Here is a 16,199-nt window from a genome sequence, read left to right on the forward strand (position 1 = left end):
GACCGCGGCGCCGCCCGACAACAGCAGATCGGGGACGCATGAACGGACTGACGGCGGAAGCCATCGCGGAACTCAAGGAACGAGGCCTGATCGCGAGCCCCACGGGGCACCTGATCGGCGGGCTGGTCTACGAACGGCCGGCCTACGTGTACACGCACCGGCTGAAGAGCTGCACGGTCGGCGCGTTCACGTACTTCAATACCGCCGGCGTGACCAGCGCCTATCGCACGCACTTCGGCCGCTTCGTGCAGATCGCCGAATCGGTGATCGTCGGCGCGCCGGAGCACCCGCTCGACTGGTTCAGCTCGCACCCGTTCGCGTTCACGCGGCCGCAGTACATGCCGAACCTCTACCAGCTGCCGGACTTCGCCCGGCTGGCGCCGGACGACAGCAACGAGCCTTCGTACGTCGACAGCGTGCCGAGCGAGACTTACATCGGCCACGAAGCGTATCTGTGCGCCGGCACCGTGGTCCGCCGCGGCCTCACGGTCGGCGCCGGTGCCGTGGTCGGCGCCGGCAGCGTCGTGACGCGCGACGTGCCGCCGTTCGCGATCGTCGCCGGCAGCCCGGCGCGCGTGATCCGCATGCGCTTCGCCGAGCGCACCGTCGAGCGCCTCCTCAAGCTGCAGTGGTGGCGCTACGATCTGGCGCCGTACAAGCGCGACATCGACTTCGCGAAGGTCGAGGCGGCGCTCGACTTCCTCGAAGAACGCGCCGCCGACGGCCGCCTGCCGGAACTGCGCCCCGACACCTATCGCGTCGAGCGCCGCGGCAGCGGCTTTCGCATCGAACAACTTTCCGAACCTCTGTACTTCAAAGACCGACTAGACCCCCATGGCCACCAGCGACGAGATCCTGAGCAAGCTGATCACCACTCTCCAAGACTTCACGCAGGACTGGGATAACGAGTTCGAGGGCGAATACGGCCGCGACACCAAGCTGCTCGGCGACCTCGGCTTCGAATCGATCGACATCATCCAGTTCATCGTCGCGATCGAGGAGGACCTCGGCCTGTTCAAGACGCCGTTCGACAAGCTGCTGATGAAGGACGGCCGTTACGTCGACGACCTCGCCCTCGGCCAGCTCGCCGACTTTCTCGTCGCCTACGTCAAATAGGCCCGAGCCGATGCCCAGCGCGACGATCAACGGCGCCGAGATCGCCTGGCAGCAGATGGGCGAAGGCCCCGACCTCGTGCTCGTGCACGGGCTCGCGACCAATCGCGCGTTCTGGTACGGCGGCGTCGCCAGCGGCCTGCGCGACCGCTTCCGCGTCACGCTGTTCGATCTGCCGGGCCACGGCTACAGCGCGATGCCGCCGCGCGGCTATTCGGCGGCGGCGCTCGGCCACGGCATCGTCGAACTGATGGATCAGGCCGGCATCGAGCGCGCGGCGCTGGTCGGCCACAGCTTCGGCGGCGCCTGCGCGCTGGAAGCCGCGGTCGCGGCACCGCGGCGCTTCAGCCATCTCGGTCTGCTCGATACGCGCGTCAACCGCCTGCAGCCGGAAATGCGCCTGCACGACGTCACCGAGCTGTCGGCGTTCGAGCGCGAAGTCGCGGCACGCAGCAGCGAGGCTTTCGGCTACGACTGGGAAAGCGAAACCCAGGTCGGTCTGCGCTTCCTCGAAGCGGCGGCGCGCCTGCGCGCGGCCGGCACCGTCAACGACGCGCGCGACGAATTCACGCCGTTCGGCGAGGGCCGCGGCGCGCAGCGCGCCGCGCAGCAGTGGCTGCGCCTGCTCGACGGCACCGACGCGCCCGACGAGTTCAACCTGCCGGGCGCGAGCCGCGAGGCGATCGCCGCGCTGCCGATGCCGGTCCTGCTGATGTACGCACAGCATTCGCGCTGCGAAATCTCCGGCCGCCAGCTCGCGCAGCTGCTGCCGCAGGCGCGCTATGTCGGCGTCGCCAATGCCGGACACTTCTTCCCGGTCAGCCAGGCGCGCCGCGTGATCGACGAGCTGACGGCCTTTCTCGAACCGCAGCGCGCGGTTGCCTGAGCCTGCGCCCGGACACCCGAATGCCGCAATCGACCGCCGCCGTCCGGCCCCGCCGGAAGCCGCTGCCCGCGCGCACGCCGGAGCACCGCCGATGAGCGACGTCGCCGAGCGCCCCCGCGTGCACGTGTTCTTTCCGTACGCCACCGAAGTCGGCGGCTCGGAAATGCGCGCGCTCGAAATCACCCGGCAGCTGCGCGAGCTGTGCGGCGCCGACGCGCAGCTGTGGGCGACCTCGTCGCGCTCGCGCGCCGCGTTCCGTCGCCGGCACGGCATCCGCCTGTTCCTGCCCTGGCACCTGCGGCTCGGCGGCAGCTTCGTCTTCGTCGGCACGTTCTGGAAGCCGGGCCGGCTGCTGCGCCTGACGCGCCCGCAACAGCTGACGGTGATCGTCAACACCATGGAGCCGGGGCGCTTCGCGAACTTCCTGCCGCTGTACCGGCGCATCTGCCCGGCGGTGCGCTTCGTCTACACCTGCGAGCTGCAGCGGCGCACGCACGGCGTCGACGGCGACATCCATCTGTCGCCGATCGACCTGCAGCGTTTCGCGCCCGAGCCGGCGCGGCCGGCGGCGGTCGCCGGACGCCTGCGCGTCGGGCGCTGCAGCCGCGACGCGCTCGACAAGCACCACGCCCTCTACGATCCCGAGCTTTATGCGCAGCTGTCGCGCGAGGGCATGGAGTTCGACCTGCTCGGCGCGCGCAGCCTGGCGCCGCTGCTCGATCCGCATCCGGCGATCCGCCTGCGCCCGGAAGGAGAGCTCGAGGTCGCCAGCTTCCTGCGCGGGCTCGACGTGTTCTTCTACCGCACCGGCACCTTCTACGACCCCGCCGCGCGTGTGGTCTGGGAGGCGATGGCCTGCGGCCTGCCGGTGGTCTGCCACCGCTTCGCCGGCCACGCCGACCACATCGTGCACGGGCAGACCGGTTTCGTGTTCGACGAACAGCGCGAGGCGATCGAGATTCTGCGCCGCCTGCGCGACGACCCCGCGCTGCGCGAGCGCATCGGCCGCAACGCGCGGCGCGCGATCGAGGCGCGCTTCGCGCCCGAGCGGCTGCGCAACATGCTGGCGACCTATTACGCGGCGCCGGCCGCGCCCGAGCCTGGCGCCGCATCGCCGCCAGCGGCGCGCGGCGTGTGGCCGCAGCAGGAAAAAGAAAAGACAAGGAGCGTACGACCATGAAGTCACTCGGCGGGATTCGCGTGCTGCGCATCGGCGACAGCCTCGGCGCGGCCTACTGCACCAAGCTGCTCGCCGGCTTCGGCGCCGAGGTGCGCAGCGTGGCGCCGGCCGATGCGGCGACGCCCGACTACAGCGCCGAGGAAATGGCCTGGTACGAGGTCGAGCGCGGGCGCCTGCCGTTCGACTGGTCGGCGGCCGACGCGGCGCAGGCCTGGGCGCGCCGGCTGGATGAGACCGACGTGCTGATCGACGCGCGCGCGGCCGCGTACGCCGGCCCCTGCCCGTCCGCGGCCGAGGCTCTTGCCGCCAGCCATCCGCGCCTGATCGTCTGCCGGATTACACCGTTCGGCCTCGACGGGCCGTACCGCGACCACGCCGCCGCGGACATCACGCTGTACGCGATGAGCGGCCTGATGACGAGCACCGGCGACGGCACGCGCGAGCCGCTCAACGCGCAGCCGAAGATCGCCCAGGTCACCGCCGGACTCTATGCCTACATCGCCAGCGTGATGGCGCTGCTGCGCCGCGAGCGCGACGGCCTCGGCGACTTCATCGACCTGTCGATCCGCGAAGCGGCGATGGAGAACTACGAGAACGCGATCGCCGAGCACCTGCACGCCGGCAACATCCCGCGCCGCAACGGCGACGAGCACAACATGGTGCCGTGGCGCACCTACCGCTGCGCCGACGGCGAGGCGGCGATCATCGGCGGGCCGATCCGCAACTGGAGCAAGGCCGCCGCGCTGTTCGGCAACGCCGAGATCGAGCGCTACGCGCGCATGGACCAGCGCATCAAGGAGCGCAAGCAGTTCGAGGCGCTGCTGCGGCCCTGGCTCGAAGCGCACGACAAGCGCGAGATCTTCCTCGCCGGCCAGCGCTGCGGCCTGGCCTGGTCGTATCTGGCGACGATGCTCGACGCGCTGCAGGACCCGCAGAACGTGGCGCGGCAGTTCTTCGTCGACGCGACGCTGCCGGACGGCCGCGCCTGCCGCGTGCCCGGCGCGCCGTTCCGCGGCTCCGCCACGCGCTGGCGCGACGACGGCGACGCGGCGCCCCGCGCCGCGGCCGCCGCGGCCGCCAACGGCGAGCGGGTCGACGCGCCACTCGCCGGCCTGCGCGTGCTCGACTTCACGCACGACTGGGCCGGCCCGCACGCGGCGCGCGTGCTCGCCGACTACGGCGCCGAAGTCATCAAGGTCGAATACCCGAAGCGCCTCGACGGCATGCGCGGCGGCTATCCGGCCAAGGTCAACGACTTCGCGCGCTTCTGGCAGCTGCATCGCAACAAGCGCTCGCTGACGCTCGATCTGGAGCGTCCGGACCATCTGGCGTTCTGCCAGCGCCTCGCCGCCGACAGCGATCTGGTTCTCGAGAACTCGCGGCCGGGCGTGATGGACAAGCTCGGCCTCGGCTACGAGGCGCTGCGCGCGATCAACCCGCGGATCGTCATGGTCTCGATGTCGGCCTTCGGCGCCGACGGCCCGTACGCGCGCTTCGCCGGCTACGGCGGCACCATCGAGGCGATCAGCGGCCTGCAGGCACTGACCGGCTACGACGCGTCCGGTCCGGCGTTCCGCGTGCGCGAGATGGACGTACTCAACGGCATCTTCGGCAGCTGCGCGGCGCTGACCGCGCTGCTGCACCGCGCACGCGGCGGCAGCGGCCAGTGGATCGACCTGTCGGAAACCGAAACCTGCTGCTGGACGGTCGGCGAGTTCTTCGCGCAGGCCTCGGCCAGCGGCCGCGAGCCGCCGGTGCTCGGCAACCGCCACGCACGCCACGCGCCGCAGGGCTGCTACCCGGCCGCCGGCAGCGACCGCTGGCTGACGCTGAGCATCGCCGACGACGCGCAGTGGCGGCGCCTCGCGCTCATCGTCGGCGGCCCGGCGCTCGCCGAGGACCCGCGCTACGCCAGCGTCGCCCTGCGCCGCGCCGCGCACGACGAGATCGACGCGCGCATCACCGCGTGGACGCGCGAGCACGAAGCCGACGAGGCGATGCGGCGCCTGCAAGGGGCCGGCATCGCCGCCGGCCTGGTCTGCAACGCGCGCGACCTCGCCGTCGATCCGCAGCTCGCGGCGCGGCAGTGGTTCCAGAGCGTCGACGGCGTGCGCCTGCCCGGCTTCCCGTTCCGCATGCGCCGCGGCGGCGGCGTGCTGCGCTGGCGCGGCCCGGATCTCGGCCGCGACAACGCGTACTTCGCCGCCTACGGCGATCTCGCGCTCGGCGACGCGCTGGCGCCCGGCAAGCTCGGCACCGCGTTCGAATAGGCGCGTCGCGTCCGCAGCGCGGACGGGACGGCGGTCTATGCAAATAACATTCGCCGCCCGCTGCGCCGCGACGCGCGGCGGGCGGCTATTGTCGGCGCCGTCATGTCCAGGGATCGCGACGCCATGCCACTGCCTGCCGAGTCACCGCCGCCGTGCCCGCCGCCGCGCGCACGCCGCTCGCTGTCGGTGATGATCATCTGCTGCAACGAGGCCGACCGCATCCGCGCCTGCCTCGAGTCGGTCGCCGGCTGGGCCGACGAGATCGTCGTCTTCGACAGCGGCAGCCGCGACGGCACCGTCGACATCGTCCGCCGCTACACCGACCAGGTCTACGTCACCGACTGGCCGGGCTACGGCCCGCAGCGCAACCGCGCCCTGCAGCAGTGCCGCGGCGACTGGGTGTTCTCGCTCGACGCCGACGAGCGCGTGACGCCGGCGCTGCGCGCCGAGATCGATCGCGCGCTCGCCGATCCGCAGCTGCCGTACACGATGCTGAAGATGCCGTGGCGCACCTGGTTCTTCGGTGCGCCGCTGCGTTTCGGCCGCTATACCTCGCCGCAGGGCAAGCTGTTCCGGCGCGAGGGCGCGCGCTACCGCGACCACCAGGTGCACGAGTCGCTGCTGATGCCGAGCCGCGTCGACGGCATCCTCAAATCGCCGCTCGATCACCACAGCTGGCGCGACTACCGGCACGCGCAGGAAAAGCACCTGCAGTACGCCTGCCTGCTCGCCGCCCAGAAGCACGCCGCCGGCCAGCGCGGCAGCATGGGCATGGCGACCTTGCGCTTCTTCACCGACTTCCTGCAGCAGTACGTGCTGCGCCTGTGCCTGCTCGACGGCTGGCGCGGCTTCCTGATCTCGGTGATCCTCGCCCAGTACGCGTTCCACAAGTACGCCGCGCTGTACACGCTGCAGGACCGCGCGCCGCGGCGTCTGACGGCAGGCGCGGCCTCGCTGCCGGGCGACTGATGCGCAGCGCCGGCGGCCGCGCGCCGCGCGTCGGCGTCGTCGATCTCGTCAACGTCGAGCTGCCGTTCGTTCTGGCGCTCGCCGGACGCCTGCGCGGCCGCGTTGAGTTCGCGTTCCTGCAGACGCGCACCGACACGCATGCGCTGCTGCGCGCGCACGGCGCGAGCTGGCACACCCCGGCCGGTACCGCACCGGCCTTGGACTGGAGCGACGACGAACTCCTCGAAGCCTGCGGCGCCCACGAGCGGCAATGGGCGAAATCGCTGCCGGCGCTGCTGGCCACCGCGCGCCCGCTGGCGGCGCAGCTGCAGGACTTCCTGATCCGGCAGCGGATCGACGCCGTGCTGATCTGGAACGGCGCCCCGCTGGCGCGCGCGCTCGCCGCGCATGCCGCTGCCCGGCTCGGCCTGCGGCGCCTGTACTGCGAGAACGGCTACCTGCCCGGCACCATGCAGCTCGATGCCGGCGGCGTGAACGGCGGCAGCTCGCACGCCGCGGCGATCGCCGCCGGCGCCTACCGCGGCTGCGCCTACGATGCCGAAGCGCTCGACGACGCGCTGGCGCGGCTGCGCAGCGGCGCGGCGCTCGCCGGTGCCGTGCCGCTGCGCGATCCGGTCGCGCCGCTCGCGCAGCGCCTGCGCCGCGAGGCGGCGCGGCTGTTCACCGCGCGGGCCTGGCGCTGGCTGTCGGCCGGCGGCGGCGGGCGCATCCATGACCGGCTGCCGGCGGACACCGGCCGTTACGCGCTGCTGCCGCTACAGGTCGTGCGTGATTCGCAGTTGAGCGTGCACTCACCGCTGTTCGGCGCCGATCTGGCGCGCTGCGTCGCCGCAACCGACGTCGCGCTGCGCCGTGCGCGGCCGGAGCTGCGGCTGGTCGTCAAGCTGCACCCGAAGGAGCGCCTCCACGAGAATCGCATCTGGCGCCGGCTCGCCGCGCGCTTCCCCGATGCGATCTTCGTGCGCCGCCAGCCGATCCGCGAACTGCTCGACGGCTGCGAGCTGGTGGTGACGATCAACTCCACGGTCGGCGTCGAGGCGCTGGCCTTCGGCAAGCCGGTGGTCGCGTTCGGCCGCAACTTCTACACCGTACCGGCGCTGGTGCATCCGGTGGCGGAGCTCGCCGAACTTGAGCCGGCGCTGCGCGCCTGCGCCCGGCCGGCGCACGACGCGCGGGACATTCGCGACTTCCTCGGCTATCTGCACCAGCATCTGCTGGTACGCGGCAGCTATCTCGATTTGTCCCCGCGCAGCCTCGACGCAATCGGCGCGCGACTGCTCGAACTGCTGGACCGGCCCGCCGCGGGAGCCCCGGACGGAAACGGCCCGCGCGCATGAGACGGGCCGCAGATCCTGCGGCAGCCCGGGCGCTCAGCGCGGCGCCAAGGTCTGCGTCAGCGGCGCCGGGTCGGCGACGCGCGTGCCGCGGGTCGGCGCGACCGCGAGGCCATGCGCGGTGACGTCGTCGATCTGGTCCTGGAAGCGTGCGACCAGTCCGCTGCTGTCAGTCTGCGCCCAGGCGATCATCTGCCGGCCGAGCACGTCGGGCGAACCCGGCGTCAGCTTGTCCTGCCACCAGTATTCGAACACGGCGCGATCGGCCGTCAGGTGCACGATGCCGTAGCCGTGGTCGACCCATTCGAGGAACTGGATGTTCTTGTTCAGCGCGATCAGCGCCAGTTCGAGCAGGCGCGTGCCGGCGACCGTCGCCGCCGAGCCGGGTTCGAGCTGGAGGGCGTTGGCGAGCAGCTCGTCGCCGCCGCCGCGGCCCATCGAACTCGGCGCGAACTCGACGCCGACCGAGGCCTCGCGCAGGTTCAGCGGCCCGAGGTTGCCGGTGGTCGCGCGGCCGAAGCCGGCGAGCACGTTGGCCGCCGTCGAGCCCGGGCGCGGGTTCGGCACCGGCAGGCCGGAGACGTAGGCGCCGAGCAGGGCGGTACTCTCGATCAGGTCCGAGGCGAGATTGCCATGCGCGTCGCCGGACACGACGATGTTGTTGCGCACGCGCGAGCCGGCGCCGTGGTCGCCGCGCAGGTTCTGCAGCAACGCGGCGCGTTCCTCGGGATAGTCGCTCCAGCGGCTGATGCCGATCTTCGGCAGCGGCGGCAGGCCTTCGACCAGATCCGGCACGTCGGCCGGCGCCAGCCAGGTCTGGTTGTTGACCAGACGCCAGGTGACGCCGGCCTCGGCCGAGGCGCGCATCGACTGCGTCAGCCACTCGAACTGCGTGCGCCCCATCAGGCTGTTGCCGGACGGCAGGTGCGAAGCGTCCATGGTCAGACCGTGGCCGGGCAGGCCGATCTGCGTGTCGACGCCGAACACGTCGAGCAGCGGCCCGTACGGCAGGCGCCGCCAGACCCGCTGACTGTCCTCGGGCGCCGGATACGAGCCGTCGTCGACGAGGATGAATTCGCCGGAGCCGTCGGCTTTGACCGGCCGCGACGGCGTCCACTCCCAGAACACCTGCGTGGTCTGCGCCAGCGTGGTCGTGCTCTGCTCGCCGTCGAACGGCGTCGCCAGCTCGTTGCCGTAGTCCTCATCGAGATCGTGGTTGTCCCAGACGATGAACCACGGATGCTGCTGGTGCGCGCGCAGATTGTTGGGGTCCGAGCGCCATAGCGCGTAGCGGCGGCGCAGCTCGCCGATGTTCAGCCAGTCGCGGTAGTCCGGCAGCGCGGTGTCCTTGGCGTCCTTGCGCGCGCGCACTTCCTCGTCCTGATCGACGAAGTCGTAGATGTAATCGCCGCAGTGGATCACCAGATCGAGGTCGTTGCGGTCGGCGAGATGGCCGAGGCCGCTCCACCAGCTCGACCAGTAGCTGGAGCACGACAGCACGGCGATGCGCAGCGAATCGACCGCGCTGTCCGGCGCGGTGCGCGTGCGGCCGGTGATCGAGGTCCGGCCGAAGGCGTGAAAGCGATAGTAGTAGCTGCTCGCCGGCGCCAGCTGGGTGACGTCGACCTTCACCGTCCAGTCGCGTGCCGCGTTCGTGCGCTGCGTGCCGGAACGCAGCACGCGCGCGAAGTCCGGCGTCTCCGACACCTCCCAGCGCACCGCGATCTCGTCGGCCGACGGCGTGGTCTCGGTGATGCGCGTCCAGATGATGACGCGGTCGCGCAGCGGATCGCCGCTGGCGACGCCGTGCGCGAACGGCAGCGGCAGCGCCAGCGGATAGTCGAAGCCGGCGCTCTCGTCGAGGTTGCCGGACGCCGGCGTGGCGTCGCTGCCGCCGCAGGCCTGCAGCCCGCCGATCAGCGGTGCGGCACCGAGCGCCGCGGCGCCCTTGAGGAAATGACGACGGTCGAGCGGCGGGGCCATGCGAAGAGTCCGAGAGCGGTTGGGCGCGGCCCGGAGCGCACGCCGCAACACGCCGCCCGCCCCCGTAGGCCGCCTGCGCCGCAGTGTACGGGCGCCGGCCGACAGGCTCGTGACGGCGCGCCGGACCCAGCGATTTTTACTACCGGGGCCCGGACCGGCGGCGGCTTCTCACCGCCGTTTTCTTCTACGCCGGATTCTTCTGCGCCGGATTCTTCGAGCCGGATTTTTCTAGGCCGGATTCTGCGAAGACGGATTTTCTTCTGGCCCGTAGCCGCAGGCGCGCGCACTGGCGACGACCTCGGCGGCGAAGGCGACGCCGTCGCCGCGCCACGGCAGCGGCCCGTCGAGACGGGCGCCGGCATCGTCCGGCACCAGGTCTTCGAGCAGCTCGGCGTCGAGCCCGTAGGGCGCGGCCGGCGGGCCGTAGCCGTGGAAGGTCCAGGCCTGCGGCTGCAGGCCGGCGATCGTCAGCGCGTCGCCGGCCACGCCGGCGTGGCGGGCGATCGCTGCCAGCGTCGCCAGACGCTCGCCGCGCAAATCCTCGTCGCGCACGCGCAGCAGGCGCTCGCCGTAGACGGGCGCCAGCACGCGCTCGACATTGCCGTTGACGCGCAGCCAGGCGAGCTGCGGGTCGATCGGCGCCAGATCGCGGCTGTGGTCGCGGTAATCGGCGGCGACGAACAGGCGGTCGGCGAGCCAGGTGGCGAACAGCGCGCCGTGGCTCCACGGATGGCGCACGAGCTGGATCGCGGCGGCCTGCGGGAAGGCGCGGCACAGGCGATCGAGGTCGAGCGGCCGCAGCGCCGACAAGGTTTCGGTGACGACCAGACGGCGCGGCGCGGCGCACGCGGCCAGATGCTCCAGCACACGCGGCGTCGGCCAGTCGGCGCGCGCCGCCAGCCACTGCCGCGCACGCTCGACGGTCTCGTCGCATTCGCCGCCGAACTCCAGTTCGGCGAGCGCGCGCAGCAGGCCGTCGGCATCGCTGCCCTGGCTCAGCTCGAAGATTTCCAGCAGCTCGGCGACCGTGCCGGCGACGAACAGATGGGTCTCCGGCAGCGCGCACAGCTGCGGATGCGCACCGAGCGCGGCCGCCAGCCGCGAGGCACCGCAGAACGGCGCGGCGACGATGAACAGCGGCGCCGCGCTCATGCCGGCGTCTCCGGTGACGCGGGCTGGCCGAGCCAGATCTCGCAGCCGCCGCGCGGATTGTGCACGTACTGCCAACGATGGCTGTCGATGCGCTGCGCGACCGTCGGCCCGAACGGATTGGCGGTGCCGACGAACAGGCCGTGCGGCGTCGACACGAGATTGCGGATGCCCCAGTTGTACTTGTTGCCGAAGCCGTTGCGCGTGACCGGCTCCCAGAGGATGCCGTCGCGGGTGCGCCACAGCTCGCAGCCGCCGAAGCGGCGGATCAGGTTCTCCTCGCCCCAGCGGTACATCATCGCCACCACGTCCTCGGGCCAGACGTAGGTCGGCAGGTACGGCAGCATGTTGGCCCAGTTGAAGGTGCCGACGTACAGATGGCCGGCGTGCGCGGCCATGCGCCACATGTAGCCGTTGAACAGCGAATCGAAGCCCGGCGCGTAACCCGACAGCGGATAGCGGGCGCCGTCCGGCGTCAGCCGCGATTCGCCGACGATCAGCTCCCAGCTGTCGTCCGGCCAGATGCGGATGACCTCGGCGGCGCCGGGGCCGACGTTGGCAGCGCGGTGATAGCCGCCGTTGGCGATGCCGGTGCCCAGGTACAGGGCGCCGTTGAACTCGCAGAAACTGCCGCCGACTTCGTTGAGCTTGCCGCGCCAGGCGCCGCGCGTCAGCACGCGCGTCCAGCGGTACGGCAGGTCGCCGCCGCGCGTCTTCCACACTTCGAGGCCGGTGACCGGATTGACGGTGCCGGCGTAGAGGTGGCCGTCGAACAGCGCCATCTCGAACACGGTGACGTTGGCGCGAAAGCCGAAGCCCTCGGCGCTCGCCGCCTGCCAGCGGCCGCCGATCAGGTCGTCGCAGGCGTAGATCGTCGAGTCCGAGCCGACCGAGTCCTGGGTGCGGCGCGCGACTGCGGTCGAGCTGGTCGGCGAGGTGTGCACGCGACCGTTGAAGACCTGCAGCGTGCGGAACGAGCGCACCACGGTATCCCACGGCGGACGCGGCACCGAGCCGAATTCGCGGCCGTCTTCGCTGCGCAGGATGTCCGGCGGCTCGGCCTGCAGCGGCGCCCAGGTCGAGACGTAGAGGCAGGGCGCGCTGTCCTGCGGGCCCTGGAACACGGTGATGCCGCGAAAGCCGATGTAGCGCGGCACCAGGCGCTTGAGTTCGCGGCCCGGCACCAGCGGCGCCTGGTAGACGCGCAGCCAGGTATCGGTCTCCGGCGTGTATTCCCAGATCTCGGCCTGGCGCGGCACGTCATAGACGTCCTCCGGGCACTCGACCGGCCACGGCCGCATCTCCGGCCGCGGGATCACCCACTTGTTCATCGCCATCGTCGCCCGCGTCGTGCCGACGTACAGGCGACCGCGGAACCACGCCATGCTGTGGGCGTAGTGGTTCCAGCCGTCGCCGAAGCCGTTCTCGCAGGTCAGGCGGAAATCGGCTTCGCGCAAGGGCCACGACGCGTCAGTCATGGCGCAGACGCTCCCGCCCGCACGCGGGCGTCAGGCACAGGCGGCGCGGCGCGAGCGTCATGCTCACGGCAGCCAGGACCAGACCTCGACGAACACGAAACGGACCAGCGCGCGCGTGAAGACCACGCCGGCCAAGCTCCAGCCGCCGTCGACCTTGGCGCTGCCGGTCATGCCGGACTTCAGCAGATCCTGCGGATCGTCGACTTCCATCTCGACGCGCACGACCTTGCCGTACGGGCTGTCCTCGGCGGCCGGCGCGATCGCCGAGACGGTGCCGGCGAAGCTATGCCACGGATACGCCCAGGACTTGGCCCAGGCGGCGTTGCCGACCTTGGCGGCGCCGATCGACGACTCCGGCATCTTGATCTCGGCGCGCTTGGTGCCGGCATCCTCGATGATGGCGACGCGCTCGCCGACGTTCAGGTAGTTGCCGTGCGCGAACTGCAGCGTGCCGGACACGATGCGACCGGCGATCGGCGCCTTCACTTCGGTGTAGCCGAGCTGCTGGCGGTTGAACTTGAGCTCGGCCTCGACGCGCTGCAGATCGGCGCGGATCGAGTCGAGGCGATCGCTCGCCGCCGGGCTGGAGACCAGCGCCAGCTGCTGCTCGGCCTCGCGCAGCAGCTGCGCGTCGACTTCGGCCTGGCCGCGGGCGCGGTCGTATTCCTGCGAGGTCACCGCCTTGCGCTGGTAGGCCTGGGCGAGGCGCTGCGCGTTGATGCGCGAGAACTCGGCCTTGGTGCGCGCCGTCGCGACCGCCTGCCGGGCGACCTCGACCTCCTCCGGCTTGCCGCCCTTCTGCGCCAGCGCCAGATCCGACTTCAGCGACGCGAGCTGCGCTTCGCTGGCGGCGACCTTGGCGGTGTAGACGTCATCGGCGAGGCGCACGATGACCTGCCCGGTCTCGACCGTGTCGCCTTCCTTGACGAGTACCTCGCGAATGTCGCCGGCGACCAGCGCGCGAACGTCGGCCTGCGCGCGCGGCAGCACGAGCATGTCGCCGCTCGGCTCGTACGGATACGGAATCAGACCGATCAGCAGCACGGTCACCGCGATCCAGGTCGTCTTCTCCGAGAACGGCCACCACGAGAACGTCCAGCCGAGGCTGCTGCGCGCCGAGTCCGTCTTGCCCATCTGCTTGACCATGTACACCCCCAAAACCGCTGCCACCAACAGGAAACCCACCCCGCGCAGATGCTCGACCAGCCAGCGCCCGGAGTAATTGAAGATCATCACCGCGACCAGCAGCCAGAACGCGCCGACCAGCCAGGCGTAGAGGCGCAGCACCGAGGCCGGCACCTCGCGCCGGGCGACCTGCCACGGCCGCCGGCCGAAGCCGAAGAACACCAGCGCCGCCGTTTCGCGCAGATCGGAAACACCGAAGGCGTTGAGCAGCAGGAAGTAGCCGTCGCGGCGCGCGATGGGATTGATGCGGATCAGCGTCGACACCACGCAGGCCGCCATCGTCGCGACGCAGAACGCGGCGAGCCGCGGCTGCGTCAGGTGCGTCAGGAACCACAGCAGCGTGGCCAGCACGAACAGGCCGAAGGTGGCGACCAGCGGGCTGCCGACGATGCGCAGACGCGTCGCGCGGCCGGCGTGTTCGGCCGGGCCGGCGGTGTCGACGAACAGCGCCGGCAGGTACAGCGAGGTGATGCGCAGGCCGACGCGCGGCCGGCTCGGCGTGTAGCGCGCGACCGCCGCCGCGCGTGCCGCCATCGACACCAGATTGACGAGATAGGCCGACAGCACCGCGGCACCGAGGAACGGCCACAGATGCGCGAGCATGGCGACGTGGCGCGCCGCATCGAAGCGGCGCTGGTAGAACGCGACCGCCAGCGTCACGACCAGGAACAACAGCGTGTAGAGCCCGGCGCGCGAGGCCAGCGGCGCGGCGAACGGGCGGCCCAGCGCGACCAGACCGCCGGGCGACAGCGGCAGGTCGATGTGATTGGCACGGCCGCGCTGGCCGACCAGGCCGGCAAGGCCACCGAGCAGGCCCGGACTGAGGCGCGAGCCCGGCATCGACGACGGCGGCAGCGCCAGCGGCTCGTGCGTGCGGCCGGCACGGCCGACGTGACCGTCGAGCCAGCCCAGTTCGCGTGCTTCCTCGACCGACTGCGCCGGCACCGGCAGCGGCTCGTGCGTGCCGCGCTGCAGGAGCTGGGCGCGCGCGAGGCGGTCGGCCAGGCCTTCGAGCAGCGCCGCGCGGGTGTCGATGCCGAGCGCACGCGCCGCGGCCAGGCGCTCGTCCGGTCCGCGCGCGCCGTCGAACAGCTGCGCGAGCCGGTAGTCGTCGGCGCTCAGGCGCAGGCGCGGCAGGCCCTCGCCGCCCGACAGCTCGACCTGGGCACCGAGATCTGCGACCGACGCCGCGGCGAACCGGCGGTAGCGATGCATCGTGCGGGTCCGGCCGTCAGTGCTGCGTAGGCGCCGGCGCCGTGGCGGGCGACTGCAGCAGGCGGTTGATCTGCGCCAGGTCCGCCGTCAGCAGGTTGCCGGCCGACTGCTTCAGCTTCAGCGAATTGACGAGGAACAGGTAGCGGGCGTTGGCGTAGTTGGCCTCGGCCTGGTAGCGGCGGTCGATCGCGTCGAGCACGTCGGCATTGGTCAGCGTGCCGGCGTCGTAGCCGGCGCGCGCCGAAGCCTCGGCCTCGATCGCCGCCTCGACCGCGCGCCGCAGCGCCAGCACGCGCTGCAGGCCGGCGGAGCTGTTGAGATAGGCGATGCGGGTATCGCGCACCGCCTTGGCGACGGCGTTGCGCTCTTCGGCCTCGGCCTTCTTCTGCAGCTCCTCGGCGCCGCGGATCGCCGCCGTCAGCTGGCCGCCGGTGAACAGCGGCATGCCGAGCTTGATGCCGATCTGGGCGTCGTCCTGATTGCGGTCGCCGGTGATGCCGCCGCCGTTGTCGAGCGAATAGGCGGTGCCGACGATGTCGACCTTCGGATAGCGGCCGACCTGGGCGACGCGGCGCTCGATCTTGGCGATCTCCAGCGCCGCGCGGCTGGCGAGCACCTGCGGGTTCTCGCTCTGCGCGCGCTGCACCCAGACCGACTCGTCGAGCGGCTGCGGCGGCGCCAGCGGCGTGTTCGGCGGCAGCACCTTGAGCTCGCTGTAGCTCTTGCCGGTCAGCGCCTCGAGCGACATGCGCGCCGCGGCCAGCGTGTTCTCGGCCGCGGTCTGGTCGGCGATCGCCAGCTCGTGCGCGGCCTGCGCTTCCTTGACGTTGGCCTGCGTCGCCAGGCCGGCGTCGGCGCGCGAGCTGATGTAGTCGAGCTGCTCGGCCAGGGTCTTGGTCTCGGCCTTGGCGAAGACCAGCGCGTCGCGCGCCGCCAGCACCGCGAAATAGGCCGACGCGACCTCGATCAGCAGGCCGTCCTGCGCGGCATCGAGCCCGAAGGTCGCCTGCTTCTGCTGCATCTGGGCCTTCGACAGGCCGAGAAACAGGTCGGGCCGGTACAGCGCCTGGGTCAGCTGCGCACCGTAGACGGTGCGGGTGTACGTGTCGTTCACCGACACGTGGTAGATGTCGTAATAGGTGACGTCGGTATCGTCGTGCGTCCACGCGAACTGCGCGCCGGCTTCGAGTTGCGGCAGCAGCTTGCCGCGCGCCAGCGGCAGCAGCTGCCGGGCCGCGAAGAACTGCGCGCGCGCCGCCTCGTACGCGGGATTGAGCTGCAAGGCGTCGCCGCAGATCGACAGCAGATCGGCAGGCCCGGACGGCGGTGGCGATGCAGCGTCCTGGGCTGCCGCCTGCGCGGCCGCCACGACGCACAACAATGCCCATGCCCGGCCGCATGACCGGTACAGTCTCGTGCGAAACAGCATCCCCAGAT

At 71.6% G+C, this 16,199-nt stretch carries 12 protein-coding genes; 7 read left to right on the forward strand and 5 right to left on the reverse strand.

Annotated features, from left to right (window positions below; all coding sequences use genetic code 11):
• Positions 1-38 precede the first annotated feature (38 nt).
• The 7 genes from H149_RS24225 (at position 39) to H149_RS0109535 (ending at position 7,755) form a co-directional block, all read left to right on the forward strand.
• A complete protein-coding gene (locus H149_RS24225; protein ID WP_020649520.1) occupies positions 39-905 on the forward strand; it encodes an LbetaH domain-containing protein in 867 nt (288 codons plus the stop codon).
• Complete coding sequence (locus tag H149_RS22710; protein ID WP_028009523.1) at positions 835-1,116, forward strand: acyl carrier protein; 282 nt, start codon at positions 835-837, stop codon at positions 1,114-1,116. Before H149_RS24225 ends, H149_RS22710 begins: the two co-directional genes overlap by 71 nt.
• A 10-nt stretch (positions 1,117-1,126) precedes the next feature.
• The gene (locus tag H149_RS22120) at positions 1,127-1,999 is read left to right on the forward strand and encodes an alpha/beta fold hydrolase (RefSeq protein WP_020649521.1); all 873 of its coding nucleotides are present in this window, start codon (positions 1,127-1,129) and stop codon (positions 1,997-1,999) included.
• A 91-nt stretch (positions 2,000-2,090) separates the two neighbouring features.
• Positions 2,091-3,179 (forward strand): glycosyltransferase, encoded by a 1,089-nt coding sequence (locus H149_RS0109520; RefSeq protein WP_020649522.1) that lies wholly within the window; start codon positions 2,091-2,093, stop codon positions 3,177-3,179.
• Positions 3,176-5,449: a CaiB/BaiF CoA-transferase family protein gene (locus tag H149_RS0109525; RefSeq protein ID WP_083930903.1), complete on the forward strand. Its 2,274-nt coding sequence runs from the start codon at positions 3,176-3,178 to the stop codon at positions 5,447-5,449. Before H149_RS0109520 ends, H149_RS0109525 begins: the two co-directional genes overlap by 4 nt.
• 123 nt (positions 5,450-5,572) lie before the next feature.
• Complete coding sequence (locus tag H149_RS0109530) at positions 5,573-6,418, forward strand: glycosyltransferase family 2 protein (protein ID WP_020649524.1); 846 nt, start codon at positions 5,573-5,575, stop codon at positions 6,416-6,418.
• Positions 6,418-7,755 (forward strand): capsular polysaccharide export protein, LipB/KpsS family, encoded by a 1,338-nt coding sequence (locus H149_RS0109535; RefSeq protein ID WP_020649525.1) that lies wholly within the window; start codon positions 6,418-6,420, stop codon positions 7,753-7,755. The genes H149_RS0109530 and H149_RS0109535 overlap by 1 nt, the downstream gene beginning before the upstream one ends.
• Positions 7,756-7,788: 33 nt before the next feature.
• On the opposite strand, the gene H149_RS0109540 is transcribed toward H149_RS0109535, so the two are convergent.
• The 5 genes from H149_RS0109540 to H149_RS0109560 form a co-directional block, all read right to left on the reverse strand.
• Complete coding sequence (locus tag H149_RS0109540) at positions 7,789-9,735, reverse strand: alkaline phosphatase D family protein (protein ID WP_020649526.1); 1,947 nt, start codon at positions 9,733-9,735, stop codon at positions 7,789-7,791.
• Between the two features lie 228 nt (positions 9,736-9,963).
• Complete coding sequence (locus H149_RS0109545) at positions 9,964-10,887, reverse strand: sulfotransferase (protein WP_020649527.1); 924 nt, start codon at positions 10,885-10,887, stop codon at positions 9,964-9,966.
• Entirely contained in the window at positions 10,884-12,362 is a 1,479-nt protein-coding gene (locus H149_RS0109550; RefSeq protein WP_026353039.1) for a hypothetical protein, read from the reverse strand. Before H149_RS0109550 ends, H149_RS0109545 begins: the two co-directional genes overlap by 4 nt.
• A gap of 63 nt (positions 12,363-12,425) precedes the next feature.
• The gene (locus tag H149_RS0109555; protein WP_020649529.1) at positions 12,426-14,762 is read right to left on the reverse strand and encodes an HlyD family secretion protein; all 2,337 of its coding nucleotides are present in this window, start codon (positions 14,760-14,762) and stop codon (positions 12,426-12,428) included.
• Positions 14,763-14,778: 16 nt separating this feature from the next.
• The gene (locus H149_RS0109560) at positions 14,779-16,131 is read right to left on the reverse strand and encodes a TolC family outer membrane protein (RefSeq protein WP_020649530.1); all 1,353 of its coding nucleotides are present in this window, start codon (positions 16,129-16,131) and stop codon (positions 14,779-14,781) included.
• Between the last annotated feature and the right edge of the window lie 68 nt (positions 16,132-16,199).

The sequence above is a fragment of the Solimonas variicoloris DSM 15731 genome (genome assembly GCF_000382285.1).
GTDB classification, from domain to species: Bacteria; Pseudomonadota; Gammaproteobacteria; order Nevskiales; family Nevskiaceae; genus Solimonas; species Solimonas variicoloris.